Raw genomic sequence first — 26,675 nt, 5'->3', positions numbered from 1 at the left:
TGTATTTAGAGTTAGTATGAAATGTCTTCTATATAATAGGTGGGGACTATCCCTTAGCCGTCTGTACGGTACACTGGATCTGGTACTTCTTGACGATCTCTAGGAGCCACTTGCCGGGCTCTATGCTGGGTGCATACATGGTGGTCGTGTAGGGTACCATAGAGGAGCAGAAGGTTATCTCTAGCTCCGTCTTACCAGGGTGATCCTTGATTGCGTTGCCCAGCTCGATAGCACCCTCGAGGGTGTTGGGGCGGTCGAGTATCTCCTCTTCGCCGTCGGCACCCTCTTCGTATGCAACCGTTGGGGTGGCATCGGCGCCCTGACTCAGATTGATCGTCAGCTGGATGCTCCTGAAGGCATCCTCAGTGATGTCTGAGAGGAGCTGCATGCTCTGCACAGTGCGGTAGAGGCGATTTGGATCGTATCGGCTTGGCGTGACGCTCATCTTCGCTAAGATGGCTAGTCCTTCCTGTGCAAAGTTACCGAAATTTACGTAATCCTGCCCAAAGAGCGGTATCTCGCCCGTGCCAGAGGTGTCTTCGATCTGGATAATGGCGTAAGGTTGGTTTTTCTTGCTAATGCCTTGACGCACCTTGGTGACTAGCCCGGCGCTGGTGAGCTGCGTGAGCCCTAGCTCGGCAAAGTGCTCTAGATCGGAGGCGGGGCAGTTGCAGATGTTCTCGATGATGAAGGCGTAAGGGTCTAGCGGGTGGGCGCTCAGGTACATACCTATATAGGTCTGCTCCTTGGTGAGTCGCTCTAGATGGCTCCATGGCTCCACATCCTTGGGGGGCATTGGCTTGGGAAGCTTGACACTGGGGTCGCTATCGCCAAAGAGTGAGGCCTGCACCTGCGTGCGCTCGCTCTCGAGGATCTTGCCGTACTGCATGAGTGCTGTGAGGAAGGTCTCGTCCTTGCCATAGGAGAGGCTGCTCGCGTTACTCTTAGCGATGGGTGCGAAGTAAACCTCTCGCTCGATGCCAAAGTTGTCGAAGGCACCTGACAGGATGAGTGCCTCGAGCGCACGTCGTGAGCAGTTGCTCAGGTCGGTGCGCTGGAAGAAGTCGTACACGTCTTGGTAGGGGCCATGCTCCTCGCGCTCCTGTATGATAGCCTCAGCGACGGATAGCCCGACGTGTGAGATACCTCCGAGGCCAAAGCGTATGACGCCCTCTTTGTTTGCCGAGAAGGCGGAGAAGCTCTCGTTGACGTCTGGCCCCTTGACCTCTAGTCCCATGTGCTGCACCTCCTCGAGGTACTTGGTGAGCTTGTCGGACTTGTTTTGGTTGCAGGTCAGTAGTGCTGCCATAAACTGTGCGGGGTAGTGCGCCTTGAGGTAAGCGGTCTGGTAGGCGACCCAGGCGTAGCAGACGGAGTGACTCTTGTTGAAGGCGTAGCTGGCAAACTTCTGCCATCCGTCGTAGATGCGCTCGAGGGTGTCACGTGGATGCCCCTTGGCGACCCCGTTTTCGACAAACTTGATGCGGTACTTGGCCATCTCTTTTTCCTTCTTCTTACCCATCGCCTTACGGAGGCTATCGCTGTCGCCTCGTGTGAAGTCGCCCAGCACACGAGAGAGGATCATCACCTGCTCCTGATAGACGGTGATGCCGTAAGTGTCCTTGAGGTAAGGCTCCATCTCGGGTAGGTCGTAGGTGATCTCCTGACGACCATGCTTGCGCTCGATGAAGGTGGGGATATTGTCCATAGGCCCTGGGCGGTAGAGCGCATTCATAGCGACTAGATCCTTAAACTCGGTCGGCTCTAGCTGCTGTAGGTACTTGCGCATGCCTGGGCTCTCAAACTGGAAGGTGCCGACGGTGTCGCCGCGTGAGTATAGGTCGAAGGTCTTGGGATCGTCGACGGGGATCGTGTCGATGTCTAGGTCTATGCCGTAGCTCATCTTGATGTTTTCTAGGGCATCGTTGATGATGCTGAGGGTCTGCAGACCGAGGAAGTCCATCTTGATCAGTCCCGTGGGCTCGATCACCTTACCCTCGTACTGCGCTACCAGCTTGCGCTCGTTGGTGTCTGGGTCGATGGCGGTAGAGAGGGGGACGACATCGCTGACGGGCGGACCGCTGATGATGACTCCGCAGGCATGTACGCCCGTGGTACTGGCTGTACCCTCTAGCTGACGGGCATAGCGGATCGTATTGGCTAGCTGCTCGTTCTGACTAACGGATGCCTCGCGAAACTCTTGGTTGTTTTGCACCATCCACTCGAGGTTGAGGTGCTTGACTCCCTCGGGTGCTCTATCGGGGATGAGCTTGCAGAGCCTATTGGCTTGGTCTAGCGGCAGCTCCTCGACGCGTGCCACCCCTTTGATCGCCCCTTTTGTCGCCATCGTGGTGAGCGTGATGATGTTGGAGACATGATCGCGACCATACTTATTGGTGACCCACTCGAGGACACGCCAGCGGTTCTTATCGTCAAAGTCAATGTCGATATCGGGCATGGAGATACGGTCGGGATTGAGAAAACGCTCGAAGAGCAAGCCGTACTTGATCGGCTCAATCTGGGTGATCGAAAGGCAGTAAGCGACCGCAGAGCCAGCTGCGGACCCACGACCGGGACCGACGCGCACGCCTAGCTGCCGGGCTGCTGCGATGAAGTCCTGCACGACGAGGAAGTAGCCGGGGAAGCCCATGTTCTGTATCACGCCCAGCTCCATGTCGATGCGCTCCTGCACCTCTGGGGGGACGGGGTCTCCGTAGCGCTTCTTGGCTCCCTCGTAGGTGAGGTGGCGCAGGTAGTCGTCTTCGCTAGCAAAGCCCTCGGGCAACTCGAAGTGAGGCATCAGCGGAGCGTGGTCGATGCTGTAGTACTCCACCTTGTTGCACACCTCTAGCGTGTTCTCCAGTACGTCTGGGTAGTCGGCAAAGATTGCCGTCATCTCCTCGGGCGACTTGAGCCACTCCTGCTTGGTGTAGCGCATACGATTAGGATCGGAGATGGGCGTATTGGTCGTCATACAGATCAGGTGATCGTGCGCCTCGGCATCTTCTTCGTTGAGGAAGTGGGTGTCGTTCGTCGCAATGACCTTGATGCCCAGCTCTTGTCCCATCTTGATCACCTCCTGAGCTACTTGTAGCTGCTTGCGGTAGGTCTCCTGACCACTCGGCGAGTCGCTATTCGGATGGAGCATGATCTCTAGGTAGTAGTCCTCACCGAAGGTCTCCTTGTACCACAGTGCCGTCTGGCGCGCCTCATCGAGACGCCCGTGCAGGATGTGCTGTGCGATCTCGCCGCCGAGGCAAGCACTGGAGGCGATGACCCCCTCGTGATGCTCTGCTAGCAGCTTCTTGTCGATACGCGGCTTGTAATACTCACCATGCTCCCACGCTATGGAGACCATCTTGATGAGGTTGCGGTAACCCTGGAGATTCTTAGCTAGGAGTATCAGGTGGTAGCCGCTGCGGTCTATGCTGCGGGTGGGGTTGTCGGGATCTTTGGCATCTTTGTCCTTCAGCTCGAGCGAACGGCGCGCTACGTACACCTCACAGCCTATGATCGCCTTGAAGAGGCTCTGCTCGATCGTCTTGATCTCCCCTTCGATGCGTGCGATCTCGTCTGCGTTAGACGCATCGGCTTCTAGCTCTTTGATCTGCTTGCGGAGCGACTTGATCTGGGCGAGCTTGTCGCCGTTGATCTTATCGTTGGCATAGTTGGTAAAGTTCTTGATGCCATACATAGCACCATGATCGGTGAGCGCAATGCCCGGCATACCGCAGGCGACCGCCTTGTCGACGAGCTTCTCGACGGGCGCCATACCATCTAGTATAGAGTAGTGCGAGTGAACGTGCAGCGGTACGTACATACGTGTCCCAGCCGAGGGACTATGGGGAGTGTCGGGAGTGTGATTCATGAGACTGAGCGTGAGATGTAAAGAGGTACGAGCGAGCTTCGGGTCGCTCTCTCGGGAGCAACGATGCCCCCGCAAATCCTCCCTACAAAGATACACTATTCGCCGCAAATGATCCCTGACGAACCTCCGTAATGTGTCGTCTTGTCGGGACGCACGATCTGTGCGTCCGTTGCGCCAAATCGTTACTGCGTCCGTTGTTTTAACGGGGACTATTTCAACCCAAGTTTGACGGGCGGTGCCGTTTGGGACTGGGCAGATGTTGATCGTTTTGTGGCGTTGCTTCTCTTTGTGGTCTATGGAAGTGCTTGCAGGCTACAGACAGACACAGAGTACACTGGAGCGCAGAGCACTGGGGGGAGGCATATTACCTTTGCATAGTCTATCTACTAGGAAGACGGCTTTGCACATTCCTCCCTCTACAGCATCTCTCTGAGTACAATCTTTGGGACAAAGAGATAGCGGGACCACCTCACCATCGTGAGATAATCCCGCTATCGGTATGTATGGTTGTAGTACTAGACTACTCCTCTTCTGGTGCTGACTCTTCGCTCTCCTCGTCCTCTGGCTCCTCGTCCTGAAACTTGAGTAGCGCGTTGATCTCCCTTTGGAGCTTGGTGTGTACCTTATAAAGCTCGTCGACAGAGAGAGGCTCCTGCTCGTCGAGCGTGACTAGCTCCTTAACCTTTGCTGCGAGAGCCTGCTCCTTGGCCTGCTCCTTAGCGGCAAAGAGCTGCTCACTGTGCTGCTCCATCGTATTGTTGACGAGGCTCTCGATGAATTCATCGTTGGAGAGTAGCTGACCGAGACCAGCAGCTTGTACTTGTCTCATGACACCCTCTCTGACGATCTGACGAACCAGTCCTTCGGAGACCTCAACGTCTAGCTGCTTGATGAGCTCGGCGATCATGCACTGGTAGCGCACGTAAGGCATAACCTGGTTGATGCGCTTGTCGTACTCCTCCTGAGTCTCCTCCTCTGTCTTTTCGTTGAGTAGGAGGGCTAGGTGCTTGTCAGAGAAGGGCAGCCCCTGGATCTGCTCGACGACATACTTGGAGACGACCGTGGTAAAGACATCGTTAGCCATCGATGCGTTGCGCGACTCCTGCATGTGCTTTAGCTCAGCTCTGAGTCCCTCCTCGGTAGTCACCTCGGTCGTTGGGCCGAGCATCAGCTTAAAGAGTTTCTCATCGATAGCGTGTGGTGTGTTGCGTAGGATGCGGTTGATCTTGATCTCAAAGGGGTTCGTGTGATCCTTGACCTCCTCCTGCTTGATCTGGAGGAAAGAGGCGATCTCGACCTCGCTGCCGTCATAAGCCTTCTGTAGGTCTATGGTGAGCGTGTCACCCTTGTGTGCCTTTAGGATCTCTGCGCGAACCTCCTCATTGGTCACATATTGTGGCATGAGGAAGCTCTCCTCAAGCGCGATGCCCTCAGAGGCGTGCTTGCCCTTGTCGTCTAGCTCCTGTACAGAGACGTAGAGGATATCTTTCTCCTGTACGTCCTCGACCTCGGAGCGCTCGCCAGCACTCGCCTGAGCGTTGTTGATCATCTGATCGATCTCGGCATCGTCGACCTGGACGGTGTAGTGGGGGAGTGTCACGCTACTATCGATCGTCTGGGGGAACTGAGGGAGCAGTCCCGTCGATATCTGTAGCTGGTAGTCTGTCTGCTCAGGCGTATAGCTATTGTCGTCTTGCTCCATGAGCAGACCGCCGATCGTCTTAATGCCCTGCTCCTTAAGATAGTTAACGGCCTCATCGGATGTGGCTCTGCTGACAACGTTAAAGCGCACAGCCTGACCGTACTTCTTCTCAATGAGTGCTGCTGGGGTCTTGCCTGGGCGGAATCCTGGCGTTTCAGTTGTCTTGCGCAGCTGCTTCAACTGATCGGTGACTTTCTCTTTAATTTCGTCACTGGTGAGCGTGATGTTCAAGAGAACCTGATCTTCCTTAAGCTCGTGTGATATGTTCATAGGACTAAGATGCTATATGCGTGTATATTTAGTTATAGAGGACAAAGGTACGAAAAAAGAGATTAGAAGTTAGAGATTAGATATCAGAGGTTAGAGGCTAGAGATTAGAGTCTGACCATTCCGATAGCTCCAGCCAACCGCTAGTTCTGACCATTGATCAGCGGCTGGGCATACATCTGGAGGAGCTGCGTGCGCAGTTCGTCGGTGCTGTAAGCGTCAGTCGGTGCTTTAGCAATCTGCTCATCGAGGTAGCGGAGCGTCTTCTCCTTGTCAGCTTCGCTGTAGAGCTCCTTCGGGTGCGCCTTGTCAGGGTGGAGGAGGTCGTAAGCGATGTAGTTGATCGGGTATAGGCGGTAGTTGCTATGTAGCTCCGTGTCGATGATCGTGGCGATGCGCGGGTAGAGTTGCTGCTTGGGTAGGGCTCGTAGCTCAGCCTCTAGCTCAGGCGTGATCAGCTCGTTGAGACGCGTGCCAACGGCAAAGTGTACGCGTCCCTTGTAGCCGAGTAGACCTGTCTTCATATTGAGCAAGTCCTCCTCGCCCCCCTTGACATACTGCTCGTTGGGGTGATGCTTGCGCCAGAGTAGCTCGCACGCCTTGAGAATGTCGCAAGGGTCGTACTCGTAGCTGATAGTGGTGGGGGCGATGTTGACCCGCATCAGCTGGGTCAGCGGGTCGCTGCTTTGCGAGGAAGCGATCATCTTGAGAACGCTCGGCTGTGTCTGGTCGCTATTGTCCTTGGCACGGCCCTCACGCTGGGCGATCCATACCGACTTGTGATCTTGCTGTATGCTCTGGTCGATAAAGGCAGAGAGCGCTTGAGCGGCTAGGAGCATCTGCCGGATCGGTAGCGAGCGACGCACGACAAAAGAGTCGTTGAGCTTGACGACTGCCTCGATCCACGGCCTGCCGAAGAGGTTGTCGCCGATAGCGATGCGTGGCATCAGATAGTTGCGCTCTCGCATGACTAGGTTGAGAAATGCGGAGTCGAGTATGATGTCTCTGTGGTTTGTGACAAAGGTCGTGGGCAGATCTCCGCCTAGTCTACTGGCTCCGCTAAGGGATACGGAGAAAGTGGTCTGCTTCGCCAGCTTGACTACGAGGGGGTAGGAGATGAGTTCCTTAAAAGCATCAACACTCTGGATGCTCTTTAGGTGCTGTAGGAGCGCAGTCGTCTCCTCCTCAGAGAGCAGTGCCGATAGAACGTGACGTAGCTCAGGTTGGTTGGCTAGCTGGGCAACGACAGCTGGCACCTCCTCGTCGAGGTAGGGACGTATAGAGTCGTACTCGTACGGCTGTGGGGCTGTGTGTGTGGTCATGATAGTTTGCTCTTGATGATACGTGTGATGAGGTCGCTCAGCTGTAGGCCAGCTGCATGTACCTGCTGCGGGATGAAGCTGGCCTCCGTCATGCCCGGGGTCGTGTTGACCTCTAGAAGCGTGGGGATGCCGTCCGCCTCGATGATGTAGTCTATACGTACGAAGCCGTAGCAGTCTAGTAGGTGGGCGATCGTCAGCGAGGTCTCCTGTACGCGCTGTGTCAGCTCTGGCGAGATGCGTGCGGGGGTTATCTCATCGCTCTTGCCGTAGTACTTAGCGTCATAGTCGAAGAAAGTGTCGTGTGCCACCACCTCTGTGACAGGTAGGGCAAAAGAGTCGTCGGGTAGGATCACGCATCCGCAGGTCACCTCGGTGCCGACGATGCACTCCTCGACGAGGACGTCGGGTGCTGCGGTGTAAGCGTCCGCCACGGCTGATGGCAGCTGCTCCCACTGGTCAATGCGCGTTGTAGCGATGCTGGAGCCTCCGGTGTTGGGCTTGACAAAAAGCGGTAGGCGCAGACGAGACTCGATCAACTGTTGCTCTTCGGGTGAGAGCTGTTGGGTGTGATTGCGGAGGCAGTGGGAGCGAGCGATGCGCAAGCCGTGATGCGCTAGGTAAGCGTTGCACGCCTCCTTATTAAAGGTCAAAGCCTCGCAGAGCACACCACCTGTAGTGTAGGGGATGCCGAGCATGTCTAGGTAACCCTGTAGGAGACCATTCTCTCCAGGGGTGCCGTGGATGGTAATGTAAGCTAGTGCGAAGGTCACTTCGGTTGCGCCAAAGCGTGCGACCAGTGCACGATCTATCGTTCCCGCCTTCCCCTCAGCGTCTGTCACGCTCCACGCGTCGGCCGTGATGGTGACTAGATAGGGAGTGAAGAGGGTTTGATCAATCTGCTTGAGGATCGTCTGGGCACTACGCTGCGAGACCTCCGCCTCGCCAGAGTATCCGCCACAGATGATCGCAATATTGGGTTTGTCCATAAGGTATGATGGGATATTGCAATGGTTCTTTTAGTTAGAGAGTTCGAGCGGTGCTACATAGCGTCTCCACTTGTCTATGAGCTGGCTCATATCGTCGGGCAGTGGTGCCGAGAAGTGCATCCGCTCACCCGTCACGGGGTGGTCGAAGGCGAGTGTCTCAGCGTGCAATGCTTGGCGGGGACAGATCTTGAGACAGTTATTGACAAACTGCTGGTAGGAGCTGGTGCGCTGCCCCCACAGGATCTGGTCACCGCCATAGCGCTCATCGCCAAAGAGCGGGTGGTCGATAGACTTCATGTGAGCACGTATTTGGTGGGTGCGCCCCGTCTCCAGTTCACACGCTATGAGCGTCACAAAGCCCAGTCGCTCCAGCTGCGTGTAGTGCGTCACGGCCGGCTTGCCTATCTCACTCGTTGGGGGGTAGACGGTCATGCGGGTCCGGTCTCGTGGATCACGGGCTATATTGCCCTCGATCGTCCCCTGCGGTTGGTCAAGCTTGCCCCAGACGAGTGCTTGGTAGCGTCGTCCCGTAGTTTTGAGGAAGAACTGTCTCGCCAGTCGTATCTTAGCCTCCGTACGCTTCGCCACGAGGAGTAGCCCGCTGGTATCTTTGTCAATGCGGTGCACCAGACCTACGGAAGCATCGTTCGGATCATAGAGCGGGTCGTTGCGTAAGTAGTAAGCAAGCGCGTGGACGAGTGTGCCACTGTAGTTGCCGTGACCAGGGTGTACAACCATGCCTGCGGGCTTGTTGACCACGAGCAGCTGATCGTCCTCATAGACTATGTCGAGCGGTATATCCTCCGGTGTGATCGACCAGTCCTGCTTCGGATGCGCCAGCATCATCGTGATGGTCTCCTGGGGCTTGACTTTGTAGTTGCTCTTGACAGGTTCGCCATCCACCCAGATGAGTCCCGCCTTGGCGGCAAGCTGTATACGATGGCGCGAAGTGTGTGGCATACGATCCACTAGAAAGCGGTCGATGCGTAGCGGTGTCTGCCCGGGATCTACCTGTACACGGTAATGCTCGTAAAGCTCCTCGCCGTGTGCCCCTGCGACCCACTGATCCTCCTCGTCGGTAGCGATGAGGTCAGCCTCTAGCTCCTGCTCCTCGAGGGAAAGTGACTCCCTATCGGGATTACATCCAGGACTCATCCTCGTCAGGCTCTAGAGAGTGTGTGGTCGAGTCGGAGGGGGCAACGTATCCACCCGCTCCCGAGATCGAGTCGTAAGGTGTGAAAGCTCCATGCGGTATGCTGTCACTAGTAGCCACAGAGACCAGGAGTATGAGTGGCGTGGCGAGCGGTACGCGGGTACCCGGAGCAAGGGCCTGTCCTGAGGGTAACTGCACGCCCATGACTAGGTTATCAAAGGACCCCGCTACGTAACTAGGGGTGATGTTTTCGAAGCCAAGGCTGACGAGACGCGCTCGTGCTTGTCGCTCGGATACATCGACGAGCGAGGGGATGATGGCGTTGCGAGGGGAGGAAGCGTTGAGCGTGAGGAAGATGATACGTCCCGCTTTGACCCGACTCCCCGCCTTAGGGCTTAAGTCGTAGACCGCCCCCTTGGGTACTTCTGTGGTGTAGACCGAGTCGATCACCTCGTAGCGCAGATCAGCTTTGTCTAGAAGGCTCACCGCCTCGCTTGCAGGGAGGCCATATATGTCAGGTATCTCGACAGATGATCCGTGGCGTGTGAAGAGATTCATCCAGACGAGTGCCAGGACGACAATGATGACTGACGCTAGGATCATCAGACCAATGTGGATCAGTATGGTAGGACGTCGCATAGGGTATATCTATTAGCGGAGACTATGCAAAGGTAACGATAATTTGATAGTGTCGCATCATTAGGGACTGTTGCAAAGTCAACAGTCTCACAATCTTGCTAGCAAGATTGTCCTGACTTTGCAGAAAGGATGAAGCGCAAGGCGCTTAGGGTGAGGTCTGAAGGGAGCATACCTCCGTATGTGACCGAAGCCGAATCCCGAAAGCAACACAGCGATTCGCCTTTATGCAACAGTCTCCATTAGGGTAAGACATGGAGTGGGACGTGTGTTCGTTCGCATGGCTGATACATTATAGAAATTAGAGGTTAGAAGTTAGAGATCCGATCACTCTGATAGCTCCGATGGTCCCAATAGCTAACAGCCAATAGCCAATCCATGGCTGACACATTATACATAATGCACTTATCTACTTCATGCTTGTCGCTCCTGTGTCGCTCCTGACAGAACGATCATAATGCGTAAGCCCTAGCTGGGAAAATCCAACGCCGGCTCATTGCAATAATTTAGATCTGACTACATATCGATACGGGGCTGTGTCGGGGAAAAGTGATTTCCACGTGGATATTTCAAAATCCCCACGTGGAGAATAAAAAATTCTTCGGAGGAATGAAATGAAACTTCGGAAGAATGAAATGAAACTTCGGAGGAATCAAAACGCCCCCACGTGGAAAATAAAAAACATCCACGTGGAGATTTGAGATTCCCCACGTGGATATTCGAGAAAGGAGGGGATCGGACGAATTTCCCCGTAAAGATATGTAAATAGGGATTAGAGGTTAGAGGGCAGAGATTAGAAGTTAGAGATTAGAGATCCGATCACTCTGATAGCTCCGATGGTTCCGATGGTTCCGATGGTTCCGATAGCTAACAGCCAATAGCTAACAGCCAACAGCTAATCCATGGCGGATACATTATATATAGTGACCTCATCTATGTCTTGCCTATCGCTCATGTGTAGCTCCTGACAGAGCGATTATGATGCGTCAGTCCTGTGCTCGTTCGGTGGAGGTAGTTGTTTGTTCCCAAGATTTTTGTACCTTTGCCGTCAGCTTTGCGTAATCTCTGGCAGGAAGAGAGACCGAGCCACTAGATCTAGGTCTCACCAGTCGCCTGTGTATATTGCGTTTAGCTCATAGCTAATCAAAAAAGTAATACAGCATTATGGACTTTATCAAGCTAGTCGAAGAAGACTTTAAGAGTGGCAAGCAGCTACCTAAGTTTGCCCCCGGTGACACGATCGTCGTGGACTACCGTATTAAGGAGGGTAACAAGGAGCGTATCCAGAAGTTTCGTGGTACGGTCATCCGCATCAGCGGTCATGGCGACCAGCGTCGCTTCACCGTACGCAAGATCTCAGACGGTGTGGGCGTAGAGCGTATCTTCCCGTTCAACAGCCCCTTTATCGAGGAGATCCACGTAGAGCGTCACGGTAAGGTACGTCGCGCTAAGCTCTACTATCTACGCAACCTACGTGGTAAGGCTGCTCGCATCCGTGAGCGTCGCACCCTCTCTGCCAGCGTTAAGTAACAGACGTCGCTAGCTCCAAAACAAATAAAAAGAGGCATCCCATCGGGGTGCCTCTTTTTATGTCTCATGGTGTGATCTCATCATCGTTCCATGGTCGGTAGCTGCTCTTACAGGGTGTACACAGCTATCAGAAAGCATAGCCGAGGCTAAAGAAGAAGCGTGAGGCACGGAGGACGTTCGACCGACTGAAAGAGAGTTTGATAGGACCTATCAGGGAGTCGTAGTCGAGATCTATGCCTGCTCCATAGAGGAGGTCACTGTTCCGCACATTGGGAGCCTGAATGTCCATGCCGACACTGACGTGTGGCGTGATGTAGAGAGACTTGATCGGGGTGTACTGGATGCCTAGATAGAGTGCTGCGAGATTGTTGACAGGGTACTCTCTGTATCGTAGCCCTGAGAAGATTGTCTGATTGTCCACACCCAGATTGGCAAAGCCCCCGAGGTGAAACTTCTGACTCAAGAAGAGGTAACTGTCGTAGTGAAAGCTCTCCAGCCAAGGCTTGCCGAGGTCTAAGTTGACCCCGCCGAAGATGCGACCATGTAGTGCTACCCTCCGGCCCAGTGGAGCGACTACATGCTCATAGATCGAGAGATGTAGTAGAGGCCCCTGTTGGGGGGATAAACTTTCCTCGGGATTGAGCATATTGTGAATCTGCTTCTGGCTCTCCGTGGCATCATCAGGGAGTGGGGAGAGCGCGTAGGCGTTCTTTAGCGTCAGCTCAGCCGTTAGGGCTAGGTGATTACCTCGTGTAGCAAAAGCCTTCCGATTCAAGCTGTTTTGCTGGTAAGCTAGGTTCATCGTCCAGGTGCCGTGGCGGTAGCTTAGCTTAGGTCGCTTGTTAGCCTGCATGAGCTGGTTGAAGTAGTTGAAGGGTATTGGCTCAAGGTTGGCCGCCTGTGCTGCTCCTGTCGTCTCATGGGCAAAGGGCGTCTGCGGTTGCCACAGATACATCAATCCGTACTGGACGCCGAGTGTTATCTCAGACTGAGGTGACAGGGCATAGCCCATCTTCAAGCCAGTGGCTATGGAGCCCTGATAGAAGGTTGCCTCGGTATGGTTCTCTATCTGCGAGAGGTAGCGTAGATGGAGGTCGTCATTGCGATCCAGACGTAGGGAGATGTAGGGACTGACCCAGTAGGAGTAGCTATCGTCAAACCACTTGTAGTAGCTAGCCCGCAGCTTGGGGTACTGAGATATGGCGAGCTTGGCTGAGAGGTGTGAGTTAGATAGGAGTAGGTCTCTGAGTGAGGTGTTGAGGATGATGTTTGCAGACTCGTAAGGGTCGTAGTAAGCTCCGACGCGGAGGAGCGCTTGTGGCTTCTTTTTGACAAAGAAGTGTAGTGTGTTCACCTCGTTGCTCCCCGTGGCAGTCGAGTCTGACTCATAGGTATAGTATACCTGCGCATAGCGGTTGTAGCCCATGAGCATGTCGATGCGCTGCTGGAGGAGGTCTACGGAGTCGAGGAGCGAGAGATCCTCCCCGATCACGCTACGAATGAACTCCGTCTCGGCTTGCTCTAGGGGCGCACCCCACTGATCCGTGATCTTGACCTGCTGGATCGGGATGGAGACCGTGACGAGCTGTCGCTTCTGATAGTTGATGCCCTGTGCGACTTGCTGCGCCTTAAGCGCGATGAGCTGAGGCAAGAGCTTGTGAGCCTCTGCCTCAGCGAGGGCTATGATCCGATCACGCTGACTAAAGTCTGCCGAGGTGTAGTCTCTGAGTGCTTGAGAGAAGTCTAGCATTACGTCTACTTGACTTACCTGACGCTCTACCTCCTTTTTGGTCAGGAGTGCATAAGACTGCTGGATGACACCGATAGAGCTGTGCTCTAGCTCCTCCGCATTTCGCAATCTAGCTCCCGTATAGCTGCCGATGACGAAGGTTGCTCCCATAGCACGCACCTCCTCGACGGGAAAGTTGCGATCGAGACCGCCATCGACTAGGAGCTTGCCATCGACAATGGCGGGTGCGAAGACGGCGGGGATCGCTAGACTAGCTCGTATAGAGAGTGGTAACGACCCAGAGGTCATCACGTAGGCTCCGCCACTCCCAGCATCTGAAGCTACGAGCTGTAGCGGTATAGGCATCTGGTTATACTCTTTGATATGCCGCACGGGGAAGGTGTAGCGCATCAGCACCTCCATCAGGTACTGCCCCTCAATAAGTGAAGAGGGAATCTTAGGGACACCTCGACGGATGGGAAACTCTAGGGTGTAAGTCCCGTAGTCCTCCTTCTCACACATATCTACCTTGTCATAAGGTAGACGATTGCTCAAGACACGCCCCCAGTCTTCCTGACGCACCATCTCTTTGATCTCGGCAGCACTGTAGCCCGTCGCGTAGAGACCGCCCACGACGGCACCCATAGAGGTGCCAGAGAGGTAGTCCACCTGTATCTGCAGTGAGTCGATCAGCTCGAGGAGCGCGATGTGTGCTAGTCCCTTAGCTCCACCGCCACTGAGTACTAAGCCGCAGCGCATCTGAGTACTGTCGCAGACGTGGTCGCTCTGCTGCCCCTGCATCGTGGTAGGAGTGCAGAGAGCTATGATACATAAGATTAGGCTAGTGAGTAGGATCGATGATTGTTTTGTATAGATACGCGAAATCATAGGTCGTGCGTCATTTGGGAGCGTAAGCAATGGATAGGGTGGGGTACAAATGTACGCTTTTTGGCAAACTGAAGTACTAGCGTGTGGATCGACGGATGCGGTCGCTTGAGGGTAAGTTTGTATCTTTGTCCCTATGAATGAACGTGCAGAGAGAATAGAGACGACCGACTCGATCATAAAGCGTGAGTTGGTGACGCTCCCCGAGGAGCTGCGTGACCCTAGCCGCTATGAGGTGATGGCTCCTGTGGGGTCGTATGAGAGCTTGAGTGCTGCGATACGTGCTGGAGCGAATAGCATATACTTTGGCATTGAGGCGCTCAACATGCGGGCTAAGTCTGCCTACAACTTTACGACAGATGACCTCTACCGTATCGTGGAGACCTGCCGGAGGAGTGGTGTGAAGAGCTACCTGACGGTCAATACGATCATCTACGATGAGGACCTGACGCTACTTCGCGAGATCCTCTACCATGCGCAGCAGGCACAGATTACGGCGGTGATCGCTGCCGATGTGGCGACCCTGATGGAGGCGCATCGCCTGGGGCTGGAGGTGCATCTCTCTACACAGCTCAACATTAGCAACTGGGAGGCTTTGCGCTTCTACGCACAGTTTGCCGATGTGGTGGTCTTGGCTCGTGAGCTGAATCTAGATCAGGTGGCAGAGATCAGACGTAAGATAGCGGAGGAGCATATCGTCGGGCCGTCGGGACGGCTGGTGGAGATAGAGATGTTTGCCCACGGGGCGCTCTGCATGGCGGTCTCGGGCAAGTGCTATCTGAGTCTGCACCATCAAGATACGAGTGCCAATCGGGGTAGCTGTGCACAGATCTGTCGCCGTGGCTACCGCGTCTACGATGATCGTCAGGGGGTCGAGCTAGAGGTGACGCACCCAAACATTATGTCGCCTAAGGATCTGAAGACGATCCACTTCATCAATAAGATGATGCTGGCGGGTGTCACGGTCTTTAAGATAGAGGGTCGCGCTCGTGGCCCGGAGTATGTCTCTACGGTGGTGCAGTGCTACCGCGAGGCTATAGACGCTGTCTGTGCGGGCACTTACGATGAGGCTCGGATAGTGCAGTGGGACGAACGGCTACGGGAGGTTTTCAACAGAGGCTTTTGGGATGGTTACTATCTCGGACAGCGGCTGGGCGAGTGGACACCTTTTGCTGGCTCTAGTGCTGTGCGTGAGAAGGAGTACGTGGCTCACATTGTTAAGTACTTTAGCAAGATAGGAGTCGCCGAGATAGAGGTGGAGAGTGGCGAGCTGGCACTGGACGATCGCATCCTGATCATCGGGCCGACGACGGGCGTGGTCGATATGACGCTCTCGGAGATGCGCTACGAGTTGGAGCCGGTCTCTCGTGCTACTAAGGGGCAACGCATCTCCATCCCTGTACCCCGTAAGGTGCGGGCGAATGACCGGCTCTACCTCTTTAGAGAGCGTACGGAGGTACAGCACTTCAGGGGGTAGGGAATAAAACTAGGAATAACCATTTTCACTAAAGAAACAACTATATCAGATGAAACAACCAATCAAATATCAGTATGGTCTCACGCTCAAGGTGCGAGACTATGAGTGCGACCTCCAGGGCGTGGTCAACAATAGCAACTATCAGTGCTACATGGAGCACACCCGCCACGAGTTTTGGCTGGCACTGGGCGATAGCTTTGCTGAGATGCACGATTTGGGCCTTGACCTCTTCGTTTACAAGGTCTCTATAACCTATCATCGCTCGCTACGGAGTGGCGATACCTTTCACACGGCACTGCGTGCCAGACGTGAGGGGGTAAAGCTCATCTTCGACCAGGTCATCGTACGTAGTGACGGTGTGAAGTGCGCTTCGGGCGTGGTCGAGGCGGTCGCAGTGCAGAACGGACGGACAACCCGTGGAGAGTGTTTTGAAGGTATCATGGCTCGTGCTGAAGCTTACAGCGAGAGTCATCCGTATGACTTAACGATCCTCTAGCGATGGCTGAGCTCCTCTTCCTCCTTTACCTGCTCTCTGTCATTGGGGGCATAGTGATCGTGCTAGGGGAGGAGCGCAGTGCGGTCTCTTCGATTCCGTGGTTGCTGGTCGTCATCTTTCTACCAGTCGTGGGACTCCTGCTCTACATCATCTTCGGCTACTCGCTGAGACGCAAGCAGCTGATCGATGTGGAGGTGAGACGGTCGCTCTCGGATGCTCCTGTAGAGACTAAGTCGCTGCCTAGCACGGAGGTCGAGGAGGTCGCCGATCGTAAGCTCGCATCGCTATCCGCTCTCATCGAGCGACTGACCGATACGCCCCTGACCACGACTAATGAGCTGACGCACTACGACGATAGTCGCGAGTGGCTTGAGGCTTGTCGGGAAGCTATCGCACAGGCGCAGCACTATGTCTACATCGAGCTGTACCGCATCGAGGAGGGCTTGTGGCTGGACGCTTTGCTAGATCTACTCGCAGAGCGCATTCAGGAGGGGGTAGTTCTCTACTGGCTCTACGACGACGTGGGGTCACGAAGCTTGAGTCGACGCTATCGCAAGCGGATGGAGCAGTTGGGCGGAGAGGTCGCTGCCTTTCTCCCCGTACGCTTTCGGCTGCTTACGAGCCGCGTGAACTATCGCAACCATCGTAACCTCGTGGTGGTGGATGGTGCCGTAGGCTTTACAGGGGGCAACGTGCTACTCTCGGAGCTGCAGCATTTGCCTCAAGGGGCGCAACCACTGGCGACGACTCATCTGCGTATGACTGGTGCCGTGGTACGGCAACTGGAGTACAGCTTTGCTCTAGACTGGTACGTGGCGACACAACAACTGCTCTCGCCACAGCAGAGCTCCGCTACCGTGACGACGGCCGATCCGATCAAGATGCAGATCTTCCCGACGCACCCTACGGACGAATTCCCCTCGCTAGAGATGATCTTCACGCATGCCTTCCTGCAGGCGCGTCAGTCGCTCTACATCGAGTCGCCAGTCTTGATCCCCACCTCTAGCATACAGCAGGCTCTGATCTCCACGGCGCTCTCAGGGGTGCAGGTACGAGTGATTCTTCCTCGCCGTGGTCGTAGCTGGCTGGCTTCTAAGGCTTCGCACGCCTTCTTTACCGACTTGCTACGGGCTGGCGTGGAGATATACTACTATGACGGCCTACGTGAGGCTACTTATGCGGTGATCGATAAGGAGCGTGTGGTGACGGGGACACCCTACCTAGACTTTAGAAGCTTTGAGTACAACTTCGATCTGACCACCATTGCCTACTCATCGGCGGTCGCACAGCAGTTTGTCGATAGCTTTGAGACAACACTCGCTCAGTGTCGTAGGGTAGTCCCACGACGCAATAGGTTGTGGAGACGTATCACTCATGGCGTGATGCGTCTGCTTACGCCTCTGATATGAGAGGCTCTTATCGCTTGTTTAAGAGTTCGTGTAGTGGCGGTAAAAACGCTACTAAAGTGCGTAGATCCACGCTCCAGCGAAGCTGTCGGATAGCGCGGAGACGGAGCGACGTAGCTCGCCTGCACGCTCCTCAGAGGAACTGATGCCTGCGATGACGAGACAGCGAGAGGACTCCTGGATGATCTGTAGGGAGATTCCTTCGGCCTGAGTCTGGTCTGCCGCTGCCTCTTCGATAAATTGCTCTGCACGCTTGGGCCCCTTGAAAACTCCAACGACGACAGCGTGGCTTCCTTGCTGTAAAGCTTCGTCGTGCGTGATAACTAGAGACGAGGATGCGGCATGCTCAGGAGTCGTAGAGACGATCTCTTCCTGTGTTTCAGCTTTTGGAGCTAGAGCTATGCTGGGCTTGGCTTGCTTTTGCTCTGGCGTCACCACGCTTGCCTCGTCGAGCCAGCCGTAGGGGACGAAGCCCGCACTGTAACGATCAGGATTACTGTCAGAGCTGATGGGTAGTAGGCAGAGGAAGCAGATAGCACCCGCTGCAGCCCAATTGGCCGCAGTCCGATTGATACGTATCGTCCAATACTTCCGATCACTCTTCGTCTCACTGGCAGGCGCCGTAGCGACATGATCGACTGGTGCGACGGCTGGGAGCAAGCAACTCTGAGGATAGAGCCCGTAAGAGTGTATCGATCTCAGCCCTTGTCGCTCCTGTACGGGAGTAAAGAGTAGCTCGCCGCTCTCCTGCAGTGTGAGGGTGCCGAGGTTGGAGCCGATGGTCAGGGAGCCAGACTGATATAGCTGGTGCCTGATCACGGTCACGTCGGAGTCTACCACTAGGCGCGCTCTGCGTACAGATAGTCCTAGGGTGCGTGCGTAGCAACTGTCTAGGATGCCGTCACGATCTACTAGAGAGGCGTTGAATGAGATGCGCTGCCCTGCAGGCGTGATGACATTGAGATCCTTGTCATAGAGTGGAGGCGTTTGCTCCACGATGAAGGCTCCTATCGTAGGGAGTACGACGCAGTCGTGCAGTAGTAGAGCTTGCTCTAAGATATCTCCGATGCGATACATTGAGATGTACAGGCTAAGAGTGGATGATTACGAGTCGAGAGAGGCTACATGTGTAGCACCCTCGAGAAGGGGAGGTAGAAGACTCCCGCTCCTCACCACAAAGTTAAGCAATCTCCACGAACTGGAGCATGTGGTGCGGAGCGGAAGTGCGGATAGTTGTCGTTAACTCTTTGGCGGCTAGTGACTCATCGAGACCTAGTCGTTCATTGAGGCGAGGAACTCCAAGTTGGTCTCCGTCAGCTCGATGCGCTGCTTGAGGAACTCCATCGCCTCTACCGTATTCATGTCCGATAGGTGGTTGCGTAGGATCCACATGCGCTGTAGCGTCGTCGAGTCTAGTAGGAGGTCATCACGACGGGTGCTACTAGCGAGGATGTCGATAGCGGGGAAGATACGCTTGTTGGACAGGCGACGATCAAGCTGTAGCTCCATATTGCCAGCACCCTTGAACTCCTCAAAGATGACGTCATCCATCTTAGAGCCCGTCTCGGTCAGAGCCGTCGCTAAGATGGTGAGACTACCGCCGTGCTCGATGTTGCGCGCAGCTCCGAAGAATCGCTTCGGCTTTTGCAGCGCATTCGCCTCGATACCTCCTGAGAGGATCTTGCCCGAGGTAGGCTGTACCGTATTGTAAGCACGTGCGAGGCGTGTGATCGAGTCTAGCATGATGAGCACATCGTGACCACTCTCGACCATACTCTTAGCCTTGGCGAGTACCAGCTCAGCGAGCTTCACGTGGTGGTCGGCAGGCTCATCAAAGGTCGAGGCAACCACCTCAGCATTGACATTGCGCGCCATATCGGTCACCTCCTCAGGGCGCTCGTCGATCAGGAGGATGATCATGTAGACCTCAGGATGATTGGCAGAGATCGCATTGGCAATGTCCTTGAGTAGCATCGTCTTACCGGTCTTAGGCTGAGCGACGATGAGTCCACGCTGTCCCTTGCCGATGGGGGTGACCAGATCCACGATGCGCATGGCGGTCTTGTCGTAGACAGCAGCAATGCCCTGCGACTCTAGCTTAAACTTGTCCTCTGGGAAGAGAGGCGTCAGCATGTCAAAGGAGACCCGATCCAGATTGTCCTTGGGGTGGCGACCATTGACGAGTAGGATGTTCTGTAGTAGGAAGTACTTTTCGCTACCCTTCGGTGGACGTATGCTACCCTCGACGACATCACCCGTCTTGAGGTGCCACTTCTTGATGATGTCTATAGGGACGTAGATGTCGTCAGGTGAGGGGAAGTAGTTGTAGTCTGAGCTACGGAGGAAGCCGTATCCCTCTTGCGACACCTCTAGCAGTCCGCTAGCGGTCAGGATATTGGAGAAGTCGTATGAAGTCTCTTCCTCCTCGACCTCTTTGCTCTTGTTGTGTTGCTGCTTACCCTTTTGTGCTGGCTCGTCAGAGTCTGCCTCAGCCTCTTTGTGACCCCTGTGATCATTGTGGGACTCGCCCAGCACCTCGCCCAGTAGTGAGTCTGCGTCGGGATGGGTAAAGACCATAGGCGTCTCCTCCTGCTGCTCCTCCTCTGCGTCTTGCTTAGCTTGAGTACGCTTCTCCTCCTTGTCAGATTTGTCAGACTGATTGGCAGGCTCCTGACGCTTGTTATTGCGGTTGTTGCGCTCCTTATTATTGCGCTGGTTATTGTTGCGCTTAGTGCCCTTCTCCTCAGACTGTGTAGCGGCAGCCTCCTCGACGATAGCGATAGCCTCTTGGCGATCTATCTCAGAGGGCTGGTTGGTTGCGTCTGCCTTGTCCGTCTTAGCGGTGCGCTTGTTCTGTCGAGAGTTTGATTTGTTCTTTTGCTCAGGCTTGTTGCTCTCGTCTTTGGCGTCCTTTTTCTCCTCTTTATTGGCTTTGTTATTGCGGGAGTTGCTCTGTCGCTCTTTGCGCTTGTTGCTCTGCTGCTGCTCGACCGTCTGGGTAGCTACAGCCTCTGCCTGAGCGTCTAGAATTTGGTATATGACCTCTTTCTTTTCGGAGGCCATCTTGGTAATCTCTAGTTGGGAGGCAATCTCTTTGAGTTGATCCTCCGTCATACCATTGAGATCTACGATGGTGTACTTCTGCATGATGTACTGATGTTATGCTGGATAAATGCACCTTACGACTTGTTGCAAAGGGCTACCATGCTGAGCTTTGGAGAGCTACAAGCAAGATGATAGAGGCAACGGAATCAACGATCTAGCAGGTGCTGTGGCGAGACAGCAGGCTAGCACGATGGTCGACCTAAGTAAGGTGTGTAATGTGTGAATAGGCTGAGTGATGGGTCAGTCCTGTGTGATATGGGACGCTCTGCTCGGTCGTTATTATCTAGGTCGATGCAGAGCCAGAGCTACCTCCGTAGCAGATCCTAAGCCTCTCCATACAAGCTGTATCGTATCGTGCAACTCTAATATCTGTACAGCCTAGGAGTGCGTCGATCTAGTGACTCATCCACTTCTAGAGGCAAAGGTACGAAAAAGTGTTCAGATGGAGCATCCCCCGCCTCTGTCTTCTAATCTCTAATCCCTCCTCCCATAAAAACATTGCTGTCCGGTAAGAGTCTTACATGGGTGAAACTGGAGTTTCATAGGTAGGAAACTGTAGATGGGTCGAAATAGCGTAGTCGGACAGCCATAATAAAAAGAGACTGTTGCATAAAGGCGAATTGCTGTGTTGCTTTCGGCTTCGGTTACATACGGAGGTATGTTCCCTTCAGACCTCACCCTCAGCGCCTTGCGCTTCATCCTTTCTGCAAAGTCTAGACAATCTTGCAAGCAAGATTGTGAGACTGTTGACTTTGCAACAGTCTCAATAAAGGACGCACGGATCGCGCCTACCCCATGAGTGGGTGACACGTCCGTGCGTCCTGACGGGTTGCCTCCTACATAGTAAGGGTAGGGGGCTTTGATGTGAGTGCTACATAAGCACCTTACTTGACACAGACCTTTGCAGTGGTTGTGCCGATAGAGAGCAGGTACATGCCAGACTGTGGTGCGGTGAGCGTGCAGAGCTTGTCGGCTACGGTGCGCTGCTCGATGAGACGACCATCGTAGTCGTAGAGAGCGATGGTGCCGAGAGCATTATCCGTATTGCTGGTTAGGGTAATCGTCTGACCCTCTAGGGCGATGGTTACGTTGGCATTGGCTGTCGTAGGAGCGTCGATGGCGTTGCCCTCTTCCTCCTTGGCGTAGTAGGCTACGATGCGTAGATCCTTAGTTGCCTTGGTGGTGTACTCTAGTGAGCCGTCGACAGGGTTGATGCGCTCCCTATTGACCATCCAGTGGTCTAGACGGTAGCCCTCGTCGGGCTCGACATAGACGCGGATGTCCATATTCTCAGGCACTTTGCTATTGAGTGCACTACGTACGCCACCTACCTCTAGGTAGATGGGACCACCATTGCCCTCCTGTGATACATCGACCATATAGTATACCTTGTCGCGCTCGAAGATAACCTCGACGACGTAGTCCTTGCCAGAGATCACTTGCCACTGATTATTTTCAGCAGGCTTGGGTCCCTCCTGACCGTTGACGACCCACTTCTTGACGTGGTAGTGCTCTGCGGGATGTGCGGTGAAGATGATTGCCTCAGACTCCCCAGCAGCTGTCGTAGCTCCTGATTCGAGAGCCTGCCCCTTGTAGGTGGCTGTGATCGTACCTCCCACATTGTCTCGTACAGAGTAAGTGACCGTATAGGGACGATGGACGAACTCGACGGTTACCTCAGAGACTTCTTCGATGTTGAACACATGCGTCTTGATGTTTTGCTCACCAGCGGTCATAGGAGTCTCTTTACCATTGATCTTAAAGCTCTTGACGACGTAGTCACGGTCAGGGTCTGCGGTAAAGGTGACGGGCGTATGCTCCTCGACCTCTGTATGCGAAGGTATTGCTACGCCTGTAGCCGTTGTGGCCGTTAGGGTACCATGCTCTCCGATGACACGATAGGTGAGGAGATACTTCTTGACCTGTGGCTCTGTGCCTGGGATGGGAGCGATGTGGAATCCCTTCCAAACATTAGCCGCCTTGTAGGCCTCTTGCGCATCATTAGGTACGAAGAGATTGATGGTGCTGATGTTCGCAGGCTTGAGTCCATTGAAGGCTTTGATGTGAGCCTTAGGCGGCTGCACCGCCTCGACAGTAATATCTGTCAGTGCCGTACACTGAGCAAATGCGCCATACATAACCTCTGTCGTCTTGGCTCCGAGATACACTTTAGCAAGAGCCTTACAGCTGGCGAAGCAGGTGCTAGGTATGATAGCAACATTGGGCAGGCGCACCTCGGTAAGCCCAGAGCCAGAGAAGCTCTCCGTGTCTAGCGTCGTCAGTGTCTCAGGCCAGGGGAATGTGGTGAGTGCGGTACAATCCTTAAAAGCAAGTTTGCCAATAGAGGTGAGCGCAGGCATCGGACTGAGCTTGGTGAGACTGCTATTCTTCGCAAAGGCACTATCGCATATCTTAGTCACCTGACTGCCTAGGACAACCTCCTCCAGCTTATACATCTGAGCTAGAGCACTCTCGCCAACCACCTTGAGGGTGAGGGGTAGTGTCACCTTGCGAACGAGTGGCATAGTGCAAAAGGCCGACTCGGGGAGCTGATCCTCGGCAAAGGTCGCATCTGCGATGTTGATCTCTGTCAGATTGCCCATGTTGTCTCGGATTGTCTTGCAGTCCTCTGCATTCATCGGACCAGACACCGTGATGGACTGGCACTTGAGGAGATCCATCCCCTGCATCAACTTAGCCAGTGAACCAGCCTCGGTGAGCTGTACGACAGGGTGTATCGGGTCGTAACTAGGCTGAGGCGTGCTGGCATCGCGGAAGGTGATACGCATCACGGCACGATCCTTCTGTCCACAAGCAGCGGTCTCACCGAGTACACCAACGAAGCCTTCGCTGATAGCTTCGTCTGTCACTTTATTGATCGTGCGGACGGGCATCTCTTTGACATTCTTAGGATAGCTGCAGAACTCGATAAAGGATCTGACTGAACCCTCGACAGCAGACTTACTGGCCTTAGAGCGTACGGAGAGGAGGATAGACTGCCCTGTGTAAACAAAAGGCTTGTCTAGCTCTAGCTCTAGCGTGTGATAGTCCACACCAGCCTTTGAGGTCTCGCGATTACCATTGACCGTTAAGTCCATCAGGTCAAGCGTGATCGTCTTCCTCATGTAGAGATCCTGCTCGGCATTGATAGGTAGCCAGTGATACTTGCCAGCTACTGGCTCAAAGTGGTCGTCGGATACGTTGGTGAGGTAGATCTGGAGGTCGTTGGTGTACTCCGTGTTGTAGGACTCGCCATCAGACAGATAGATCTGGAAGGCGAGCTTGGTGATCTCCTTGCCCGCTAGTCCTTGTAGCTCCGCAGCGGTATAGATCTGCTGGGTGACGCTGCTGAGGTAATCAAAGTCAAAGGGCGCCGTCTGCCCGATGTCCTGGTCGAAGTGTGACGAGGGATTGGCAAAGTCTCCCAAGTCTATGGTCTGCGCCTGCAGCTGCCCGATGAGCGGGAGCAGGAGGCATAAGAGTAATGTGCTAAAACGTAGTCGTTTCTGTTGCATAGATAAATGTTTATTTGAATAGTAGGTGATCGGGGAGCGGTGCAACTCTGTGAGCTCCCCTTTATCTATGCAAAGTTACGGGCTATTCTTCCTGTCGAAAATACCTAACTATACTGATTTGCTCTAGAGTGAATACCTATATACGATTAGTTGAGCCTCACGATGGTTGTAGGGGAGTGGGGATCTCTAAGGAGCAACGGTAGAGGGGACTGAGATATTTGGAAAATGGAAGTCGTGACACGGGTTATTCCGTTGTAGCTCTGGTTGTTTGGTGCCGTTTTTCGGAGGCGGCTGCTCTCTGTGTCGAAAGTTTTTTGCGGAAAAGACTTGCAGGTTCCGAAAAATGTTGTACCTTTGCATCTGCAAACGGGGAGGAACGCCTCACACTTGTGAGCTTCCGATTGTTTCAACCCCCTTGTTTGTCGTTTTTTAAGGGTTTAGTTTTCATCGGCCGCGTAGCTCAACTGAATAGAGCTTTTGACTACGGATCAAAGGGTTGCAGGTTTGAATCCTGCCGCGGTCACAAAAAGAGCCTCCCGAGATGGGAGGCTCTTTTTGCGTGTATAGGTCCGATGAGACTGTTGCAAAAGTCAATAGTCTCCAGATGTGAGCGGTGGGCTACTTCGTTGCTGCGAGGAGTATCGTGATAGCACGCTCGATGAGCGCATCTTGTTGCTGCGCCGTTGCTTCGTCTGTCTGCTCCTGGATGATGTGCGGCTCGATGCCTCCCTCGATGCTTTGCTGCTGAGCGTTGTACATACGCGAGGAGGAGTAGCGTAGCCACCAGCCGTTGGGCAGTTCGCTGCTGCGAGGTAAGCCACCACCGCCACCCGTACGATCCCCCATGAAGAGGACGTGGTGGGTTGTCCCCTTGACATAAGCGACCAGCGAGTTAGCTGCGCTGTAAGTGCCACGATCCACGAGGATCACCGTAGGGCGCTGCCAACTGATGGGCGCACGAGCGAGCTTGATCTCTTTGAGCGGACCGAAGTCTTGGTGCCCAGGGCCAGTCTTCGTACTCATATAGCCTACGACCGTGTCGGAGGGAATCAAGACGCTAGCCAGACGATCCGCATTGCTCAGCAGTCCGCCACCATTGCTACGCATATCGATGATCAAGCCACGACAGTGCGCCAGCCTGGTAAAGACAGCGTGTAGATGAGCCAAGGAGATGGCCGATGAGAAAGAGGGGATCACCATATAGCCGATCGAGTCAGCAGCGTGTCCATTGTAGGTGATAGGCGTATAGTAGATAGAGCCAGCACGACGTGCGTGAGGTCGCAGGTAAAGGTTGCGTATGCGACTATCGAGGCAATGTCTAGAACCCTCATAAATGTTCCACCCCCCTACATCAAAAGGTGCGAAGAGGTTTACATGCCCATCCTTGAGGTGACGCATCAGCTCTACCATCAGGTCGAAGAACTCATCCTCCGACTGGCACTGCTGTACCAGCGGCGTGTAGATCTCCTTGAGGTCGCTCCAGGTCGTGTCGCCAGCGGCGGGGAGCTTGTCGTCAAAGAAGCAGTACCCCTCGTCTAGGATTGTCCAGAGTGCGGTAAAGTTCGTCTGATAGTCTCGGGTGTATCTCTGCTCCTTTGGCTCTGGTGTGCAGGCTAGCAGTAGGGGTAAGAGTAGCAGGCCGACCAGCCCGCTATGTAGTCTCGTTAGATTCATAAGCTGATAGCAGTCGTGTGGTTGGCATTATGTACCTCTTGGTAGCCTCTGAAGGGGCGGAAGTAAGTGGCTAGACCCACTCCTAGATAGTGCCCCGAGAAGCCTCGATAGATGGAGTGGATACGTCTGGCTGAGTCGGTGTAGTCGTAGGTCATGCGCAGGGTCATGATGCGCCATACAGGGATGTCGAGAGACGCGCCTATCTGGTAGTAGTGGCGCCGGCCGAAAGTGTGCAGGGCAAAGTGATTGATGATCTTGTCGTAGTAGTAAGCCTGCAGGTAAGACTCATTATAATAAGGTGCGAAGCCTAGACCCACCAGTGCCGAAGTCATCTGCAGGCGCAGGTCAGCGACGAACCACCCGATGCGTAGTCGGTAGGCTACCAAGGCTTGTGCCGTCAGGTCGCCATTGAGCTGCTGATCGGCTGGGTTGTTTTGGTTGCGCCCGTTGTAAGAGGTAGCTCCCTCGACTAGGACGCCAGGACCTACGCCCACGACCATCCCAAAGGGCAGACGCCACTGATGCACGAAGCTCCACTTCGTGTCGAAAGCAAGGTGCCGGGTGGCACTCGTGCGTGCCGGGTTGAGGAGCTGCGCATAGGCTAGCTGCGTGCTCTGCATGACAAGCCACTCGGGGTGCGACTGCGTGAGCGGCGCCTCTGACGAGAGTCGGTAGCCCAGCGACTGACCATGGTAGTAGAGCGGTGAGAGGTACTCATTATATAACTTGTTCCACCCGAAGCGAAATTCGTGCGATAGGTAAAGCAACCGGTAGGGCGTAGTGGCAGTCGTGGTAGTTGTAGTAGTCGTGGTAGTAGTGGCCGTCGTATCCGCCTCTTGCGCAGAGAGCGAGCGGCCCGTACCCATCAGGGATAGCCCCACGCAAAGGGCTAGCAGTATCTGTCGTAATCTTTGTCTCATAGAT

Annotated in this window: 16 protein-coding genes and 1 tRNA gene; 5 read left to right on the top strand and 12 right to left on the bottom strand. The window is 54.4% G+C overall.

The window, feature by feature from the left end; translation table 11 throughout:
- Positions 1-46: 46 nt before the first annotated feature.
- From dnaE to Q2J34_RS01605, 6 genes are all read right to left on the bottom strand, one after another.
- A complete protein-coding gene (gene dnaE / locus Q2J34_RS01630; RefSeq protein ID WP_422763793.1) occupies positions 47-3,868 on the bottom strand; it encodes a DNA polymerase III subunit alpha in 3,822 nt (1,273 codons plus the stop codon).
- A gap of 520 nt (positions 3,869-4,388) precedes the next feature.
- Positions 4,389-5,840: a trigger factor gene (locus tag Q2J34_RS01625; RefSeq protein WP_300969124.1), complete on the bottom strand. Its 1,452-nt coding sequence runs from the start codon at positions 5,838-5,840 to the stop codon at positions 4,389-4,391.
- A gap of 140 nt (positions 5,841-5,980) precedes the next feature.
- Positions 5,981-7,159: an acyltransferase gene (locus Q2J34_RS01620; RefSeq protein ID WP_300969123.1), complete on the bottom strand. Its 1,179-nt coding sequence runs from the start codon at positions 7,157-7,159 to the stop codon at positions 5,981-5,983.
- Positions 7,156-8,145 (bottom strand): D-alanine--D-alanine ligase family protein, encoded by a 990-nt coding sequence (locus Q2J34_RS01615; protein WP_300969122.1) that lies wholly within the window; start codon positions 8,143-8,145, stop codon positions 7,156-7,158. Before Q2J34_RS01615 ends, Q2J34_RS01620 begins: the two co-directional genes overlap by 4 nt.
- Before the next feature lie 30 nt (positions 8,146-8,175).
- Positions 8,176-9,300, bottom strand: coding sequence for an RluA family pseudouridine synthase (locus tag Q2J34_RS01610; protein WP_300969121.1), 1,125 nt, complete (start codon positions 9,298-9,300; stop codon positions 8,176-8,178).
- The gene (locus Q2J34_RS01605) at positions 9,284-9,937 is read right to left on the bottom strand and encodes a PASTA domain-containing protein (protein WP_300969120.1); all 654 of its coding nucleotides are present in this window, start codon (positions 9,935-9,937) and stop codon (positions 9,284-9,286) included. The genes Q2J34_RS01610 and Q2J34_RS01605 overlap by 17 nt, the downstream gene beginning before the upstream one ends.
- 1,161 nt (positions 9,938-11,098) lie before the next feature.
- Here Q2J34_RS01605 and rplS point away from each other — a divergent pair.
- A complete protein-coding gene (gene rplS, locus Q2J34_RS01600) occupies positions 11,099-11,464 on the top strand; it encodes a 50S ribosomal protein L19 (protein WP_300969119.1) in 366 nt (121 codons plus the stop codon).
- Between the two features lie 127 nt (positions 11,465-11,591).
- Here the strand turns inward: rplS and Q2J34_RS01595 are convergent, their stop codons facing one another.
- A complete protein-coding gene (locus Q2J34_RS01595) occupies positions 11,592-14,081 on the bottom strand; it encodes a patatin-like phospholipase family protein (protein WP_300969118.1) in 2,490 nt (829 codons plus the stop codon).
- Between the two features lie 133 nt (positions 14,082-14,214).
- Here Q2J34_RS01595 and Q2J34_RS01590 point away from each other — a divergent pair, with 133 nt between their 5' ends.
- From Q2J34_RS01590 to cls, 3 genes are read left to right on the top strand one after another with little or no spacing between them, the layout of a single operon-like run.
- The gene (locus tag Q2J34_RS01590) at positions 14,215-15,555 is read left to right on the top strand and encodes a U32 family peptidase (protein WP_300969117.1); all 1,341 of its coding nucleotides are present in this window, start codon (positions 14,215-14,217) and stop codon (positions 15,553-15,555) included.
- Between the two features lie 49 nt (positions 15,556-15,604).
- Positions 15,605-16,051, top strand: coding sequence for an acyl-CoA thioesterase (locus tag Q2J34_RS01585; protein ID WP_293965076.1), 447 nt, complete (start codon positions 15,605-15,607; stop codon positions 16,049-16,051).
- Positions 16,052-16,053: 2 nt separating this feature from the next.
- Positions 16,054-17,460: a cardiolipin synthase gene (gene cls, locus Q2J34_RS01580; protein WP_300969116.1), complete on the top strand. Its 1,407-nt coding sequence runs from the start codon at positions 16,054-16,056 to the stop codon at positions 17,458-17,460.
- Between the two features lie 51 nt (positions 17,461-17,511).
- On the opposite strand, the gene Q2J34_RS01575 is transcribed toward cls, so the two are convergent.
- The 3 genes from Q2J34_RS01575 to Q2J34_RS01565 all read right to left on the bottom strand — a co-directional run bounded on the left by Q2J34_RS01575 (position 17,512) and on the right by Q2J34_RS01565 (position 24,077).
- Positions 17,512-18,534 carry an HU domain-containing protein gene (locus Q2J34_RS01575; RefSeq protein ID WP_300969115.1) on the bottom strand — a complete coding sequence of 341 codons (1,023 nt, stop codon included), beginning with the start codon at positions 18,532-18,534 and terminating at the stop codon, positions 17,512-17,514.
- A 195-nt stretch (positions 18,535-18,729) separates the two neighbouring features.
- The gene (gene rho / locus Q2J34_RS01570; RefSeq protein WP_300969114.1) at positions 18,730-20,604 is read right to left on the bottom strand and encodes a transcription termination factor Rho; all 1,875 of its coding nucleotides are present in this window, start codon (positions 20,602-20,604) and stop codon (positions 18,730-18,732) included.
- An 842-nt stretch (positions 20,605-21,446) separates the two neighbouring features.
- On the bottom strand, positions 21,447-24,077 hold the full coding sequence (locus tag Q2J34_RS01565; protein ID WP_300969113.1) for a leucine-rich repeat domain-containing protein: 2,631 nt from the start codon (positions 24,075-24,077) through the stop codon (positions 21,447-21,449).
- Between the two features lie 449 nt (positions 24,078-24,526).
- Here Q2J34_RS01565 and Q2J34_RS01560 point away from each other — a divergent pair.
- Positions 24,527-24,600, top strand: a tRNA-Arg gene (locus Q2J34_RS01560).
- A 95-nt stretch (positions 24,601-24,695) separates the two neighbouring features.
- Here the strand turns inward: Q2J34_RS01560 and Q2J34_RS01555 are convergent.
- Positions 24,696-25,751 carry a S41 family peptidase gene (locus Q2J34_RS01555; RefSeq protein ID WP_300969112.1) on the bottom strand — a complete coding sequence of 352 codons (1,056 nt, stop codon included), beginning with the start codon at positions 25,749-25,751 and terminating at the stop codon, positions 24,696-24,698.
- Positions 25,748-26,671 (bottom strand): DUF3316 domain-containing protein, encoded by a 924-nt coding sequence (locus tag Q2J34_RS01550; RefSeq protein WP_300969111.1) that lies wholly within the window; start codon positions 26,669-26,671, stop codon positions 25,748-25,750. Before Q2J34_RS01550 ends, Q2J34_RS01555 begins: the two co-directional genes overlap by 4 nt.
- Positions 26,672-26,675 lie beyond the last annotated feature (4 nt).

The sequence above is a fragment of the Porphyromonas vaginalis genome (assembly GCF_958301595.1).
In the GTDB taxonomy this organism is placed as follows: domain Bacteria; phylum Bacteroidota; class Bacteroidia; order Bacteroidales; family Porphyromonadaceae; genus Porphyromonas; species Porphyromonas vaginalis.
The sequence above is the reverse complement of the archived record's forward strand: the minus strand, read 5'-3'. Positions and strand labels throughout refer to the sequence as shown.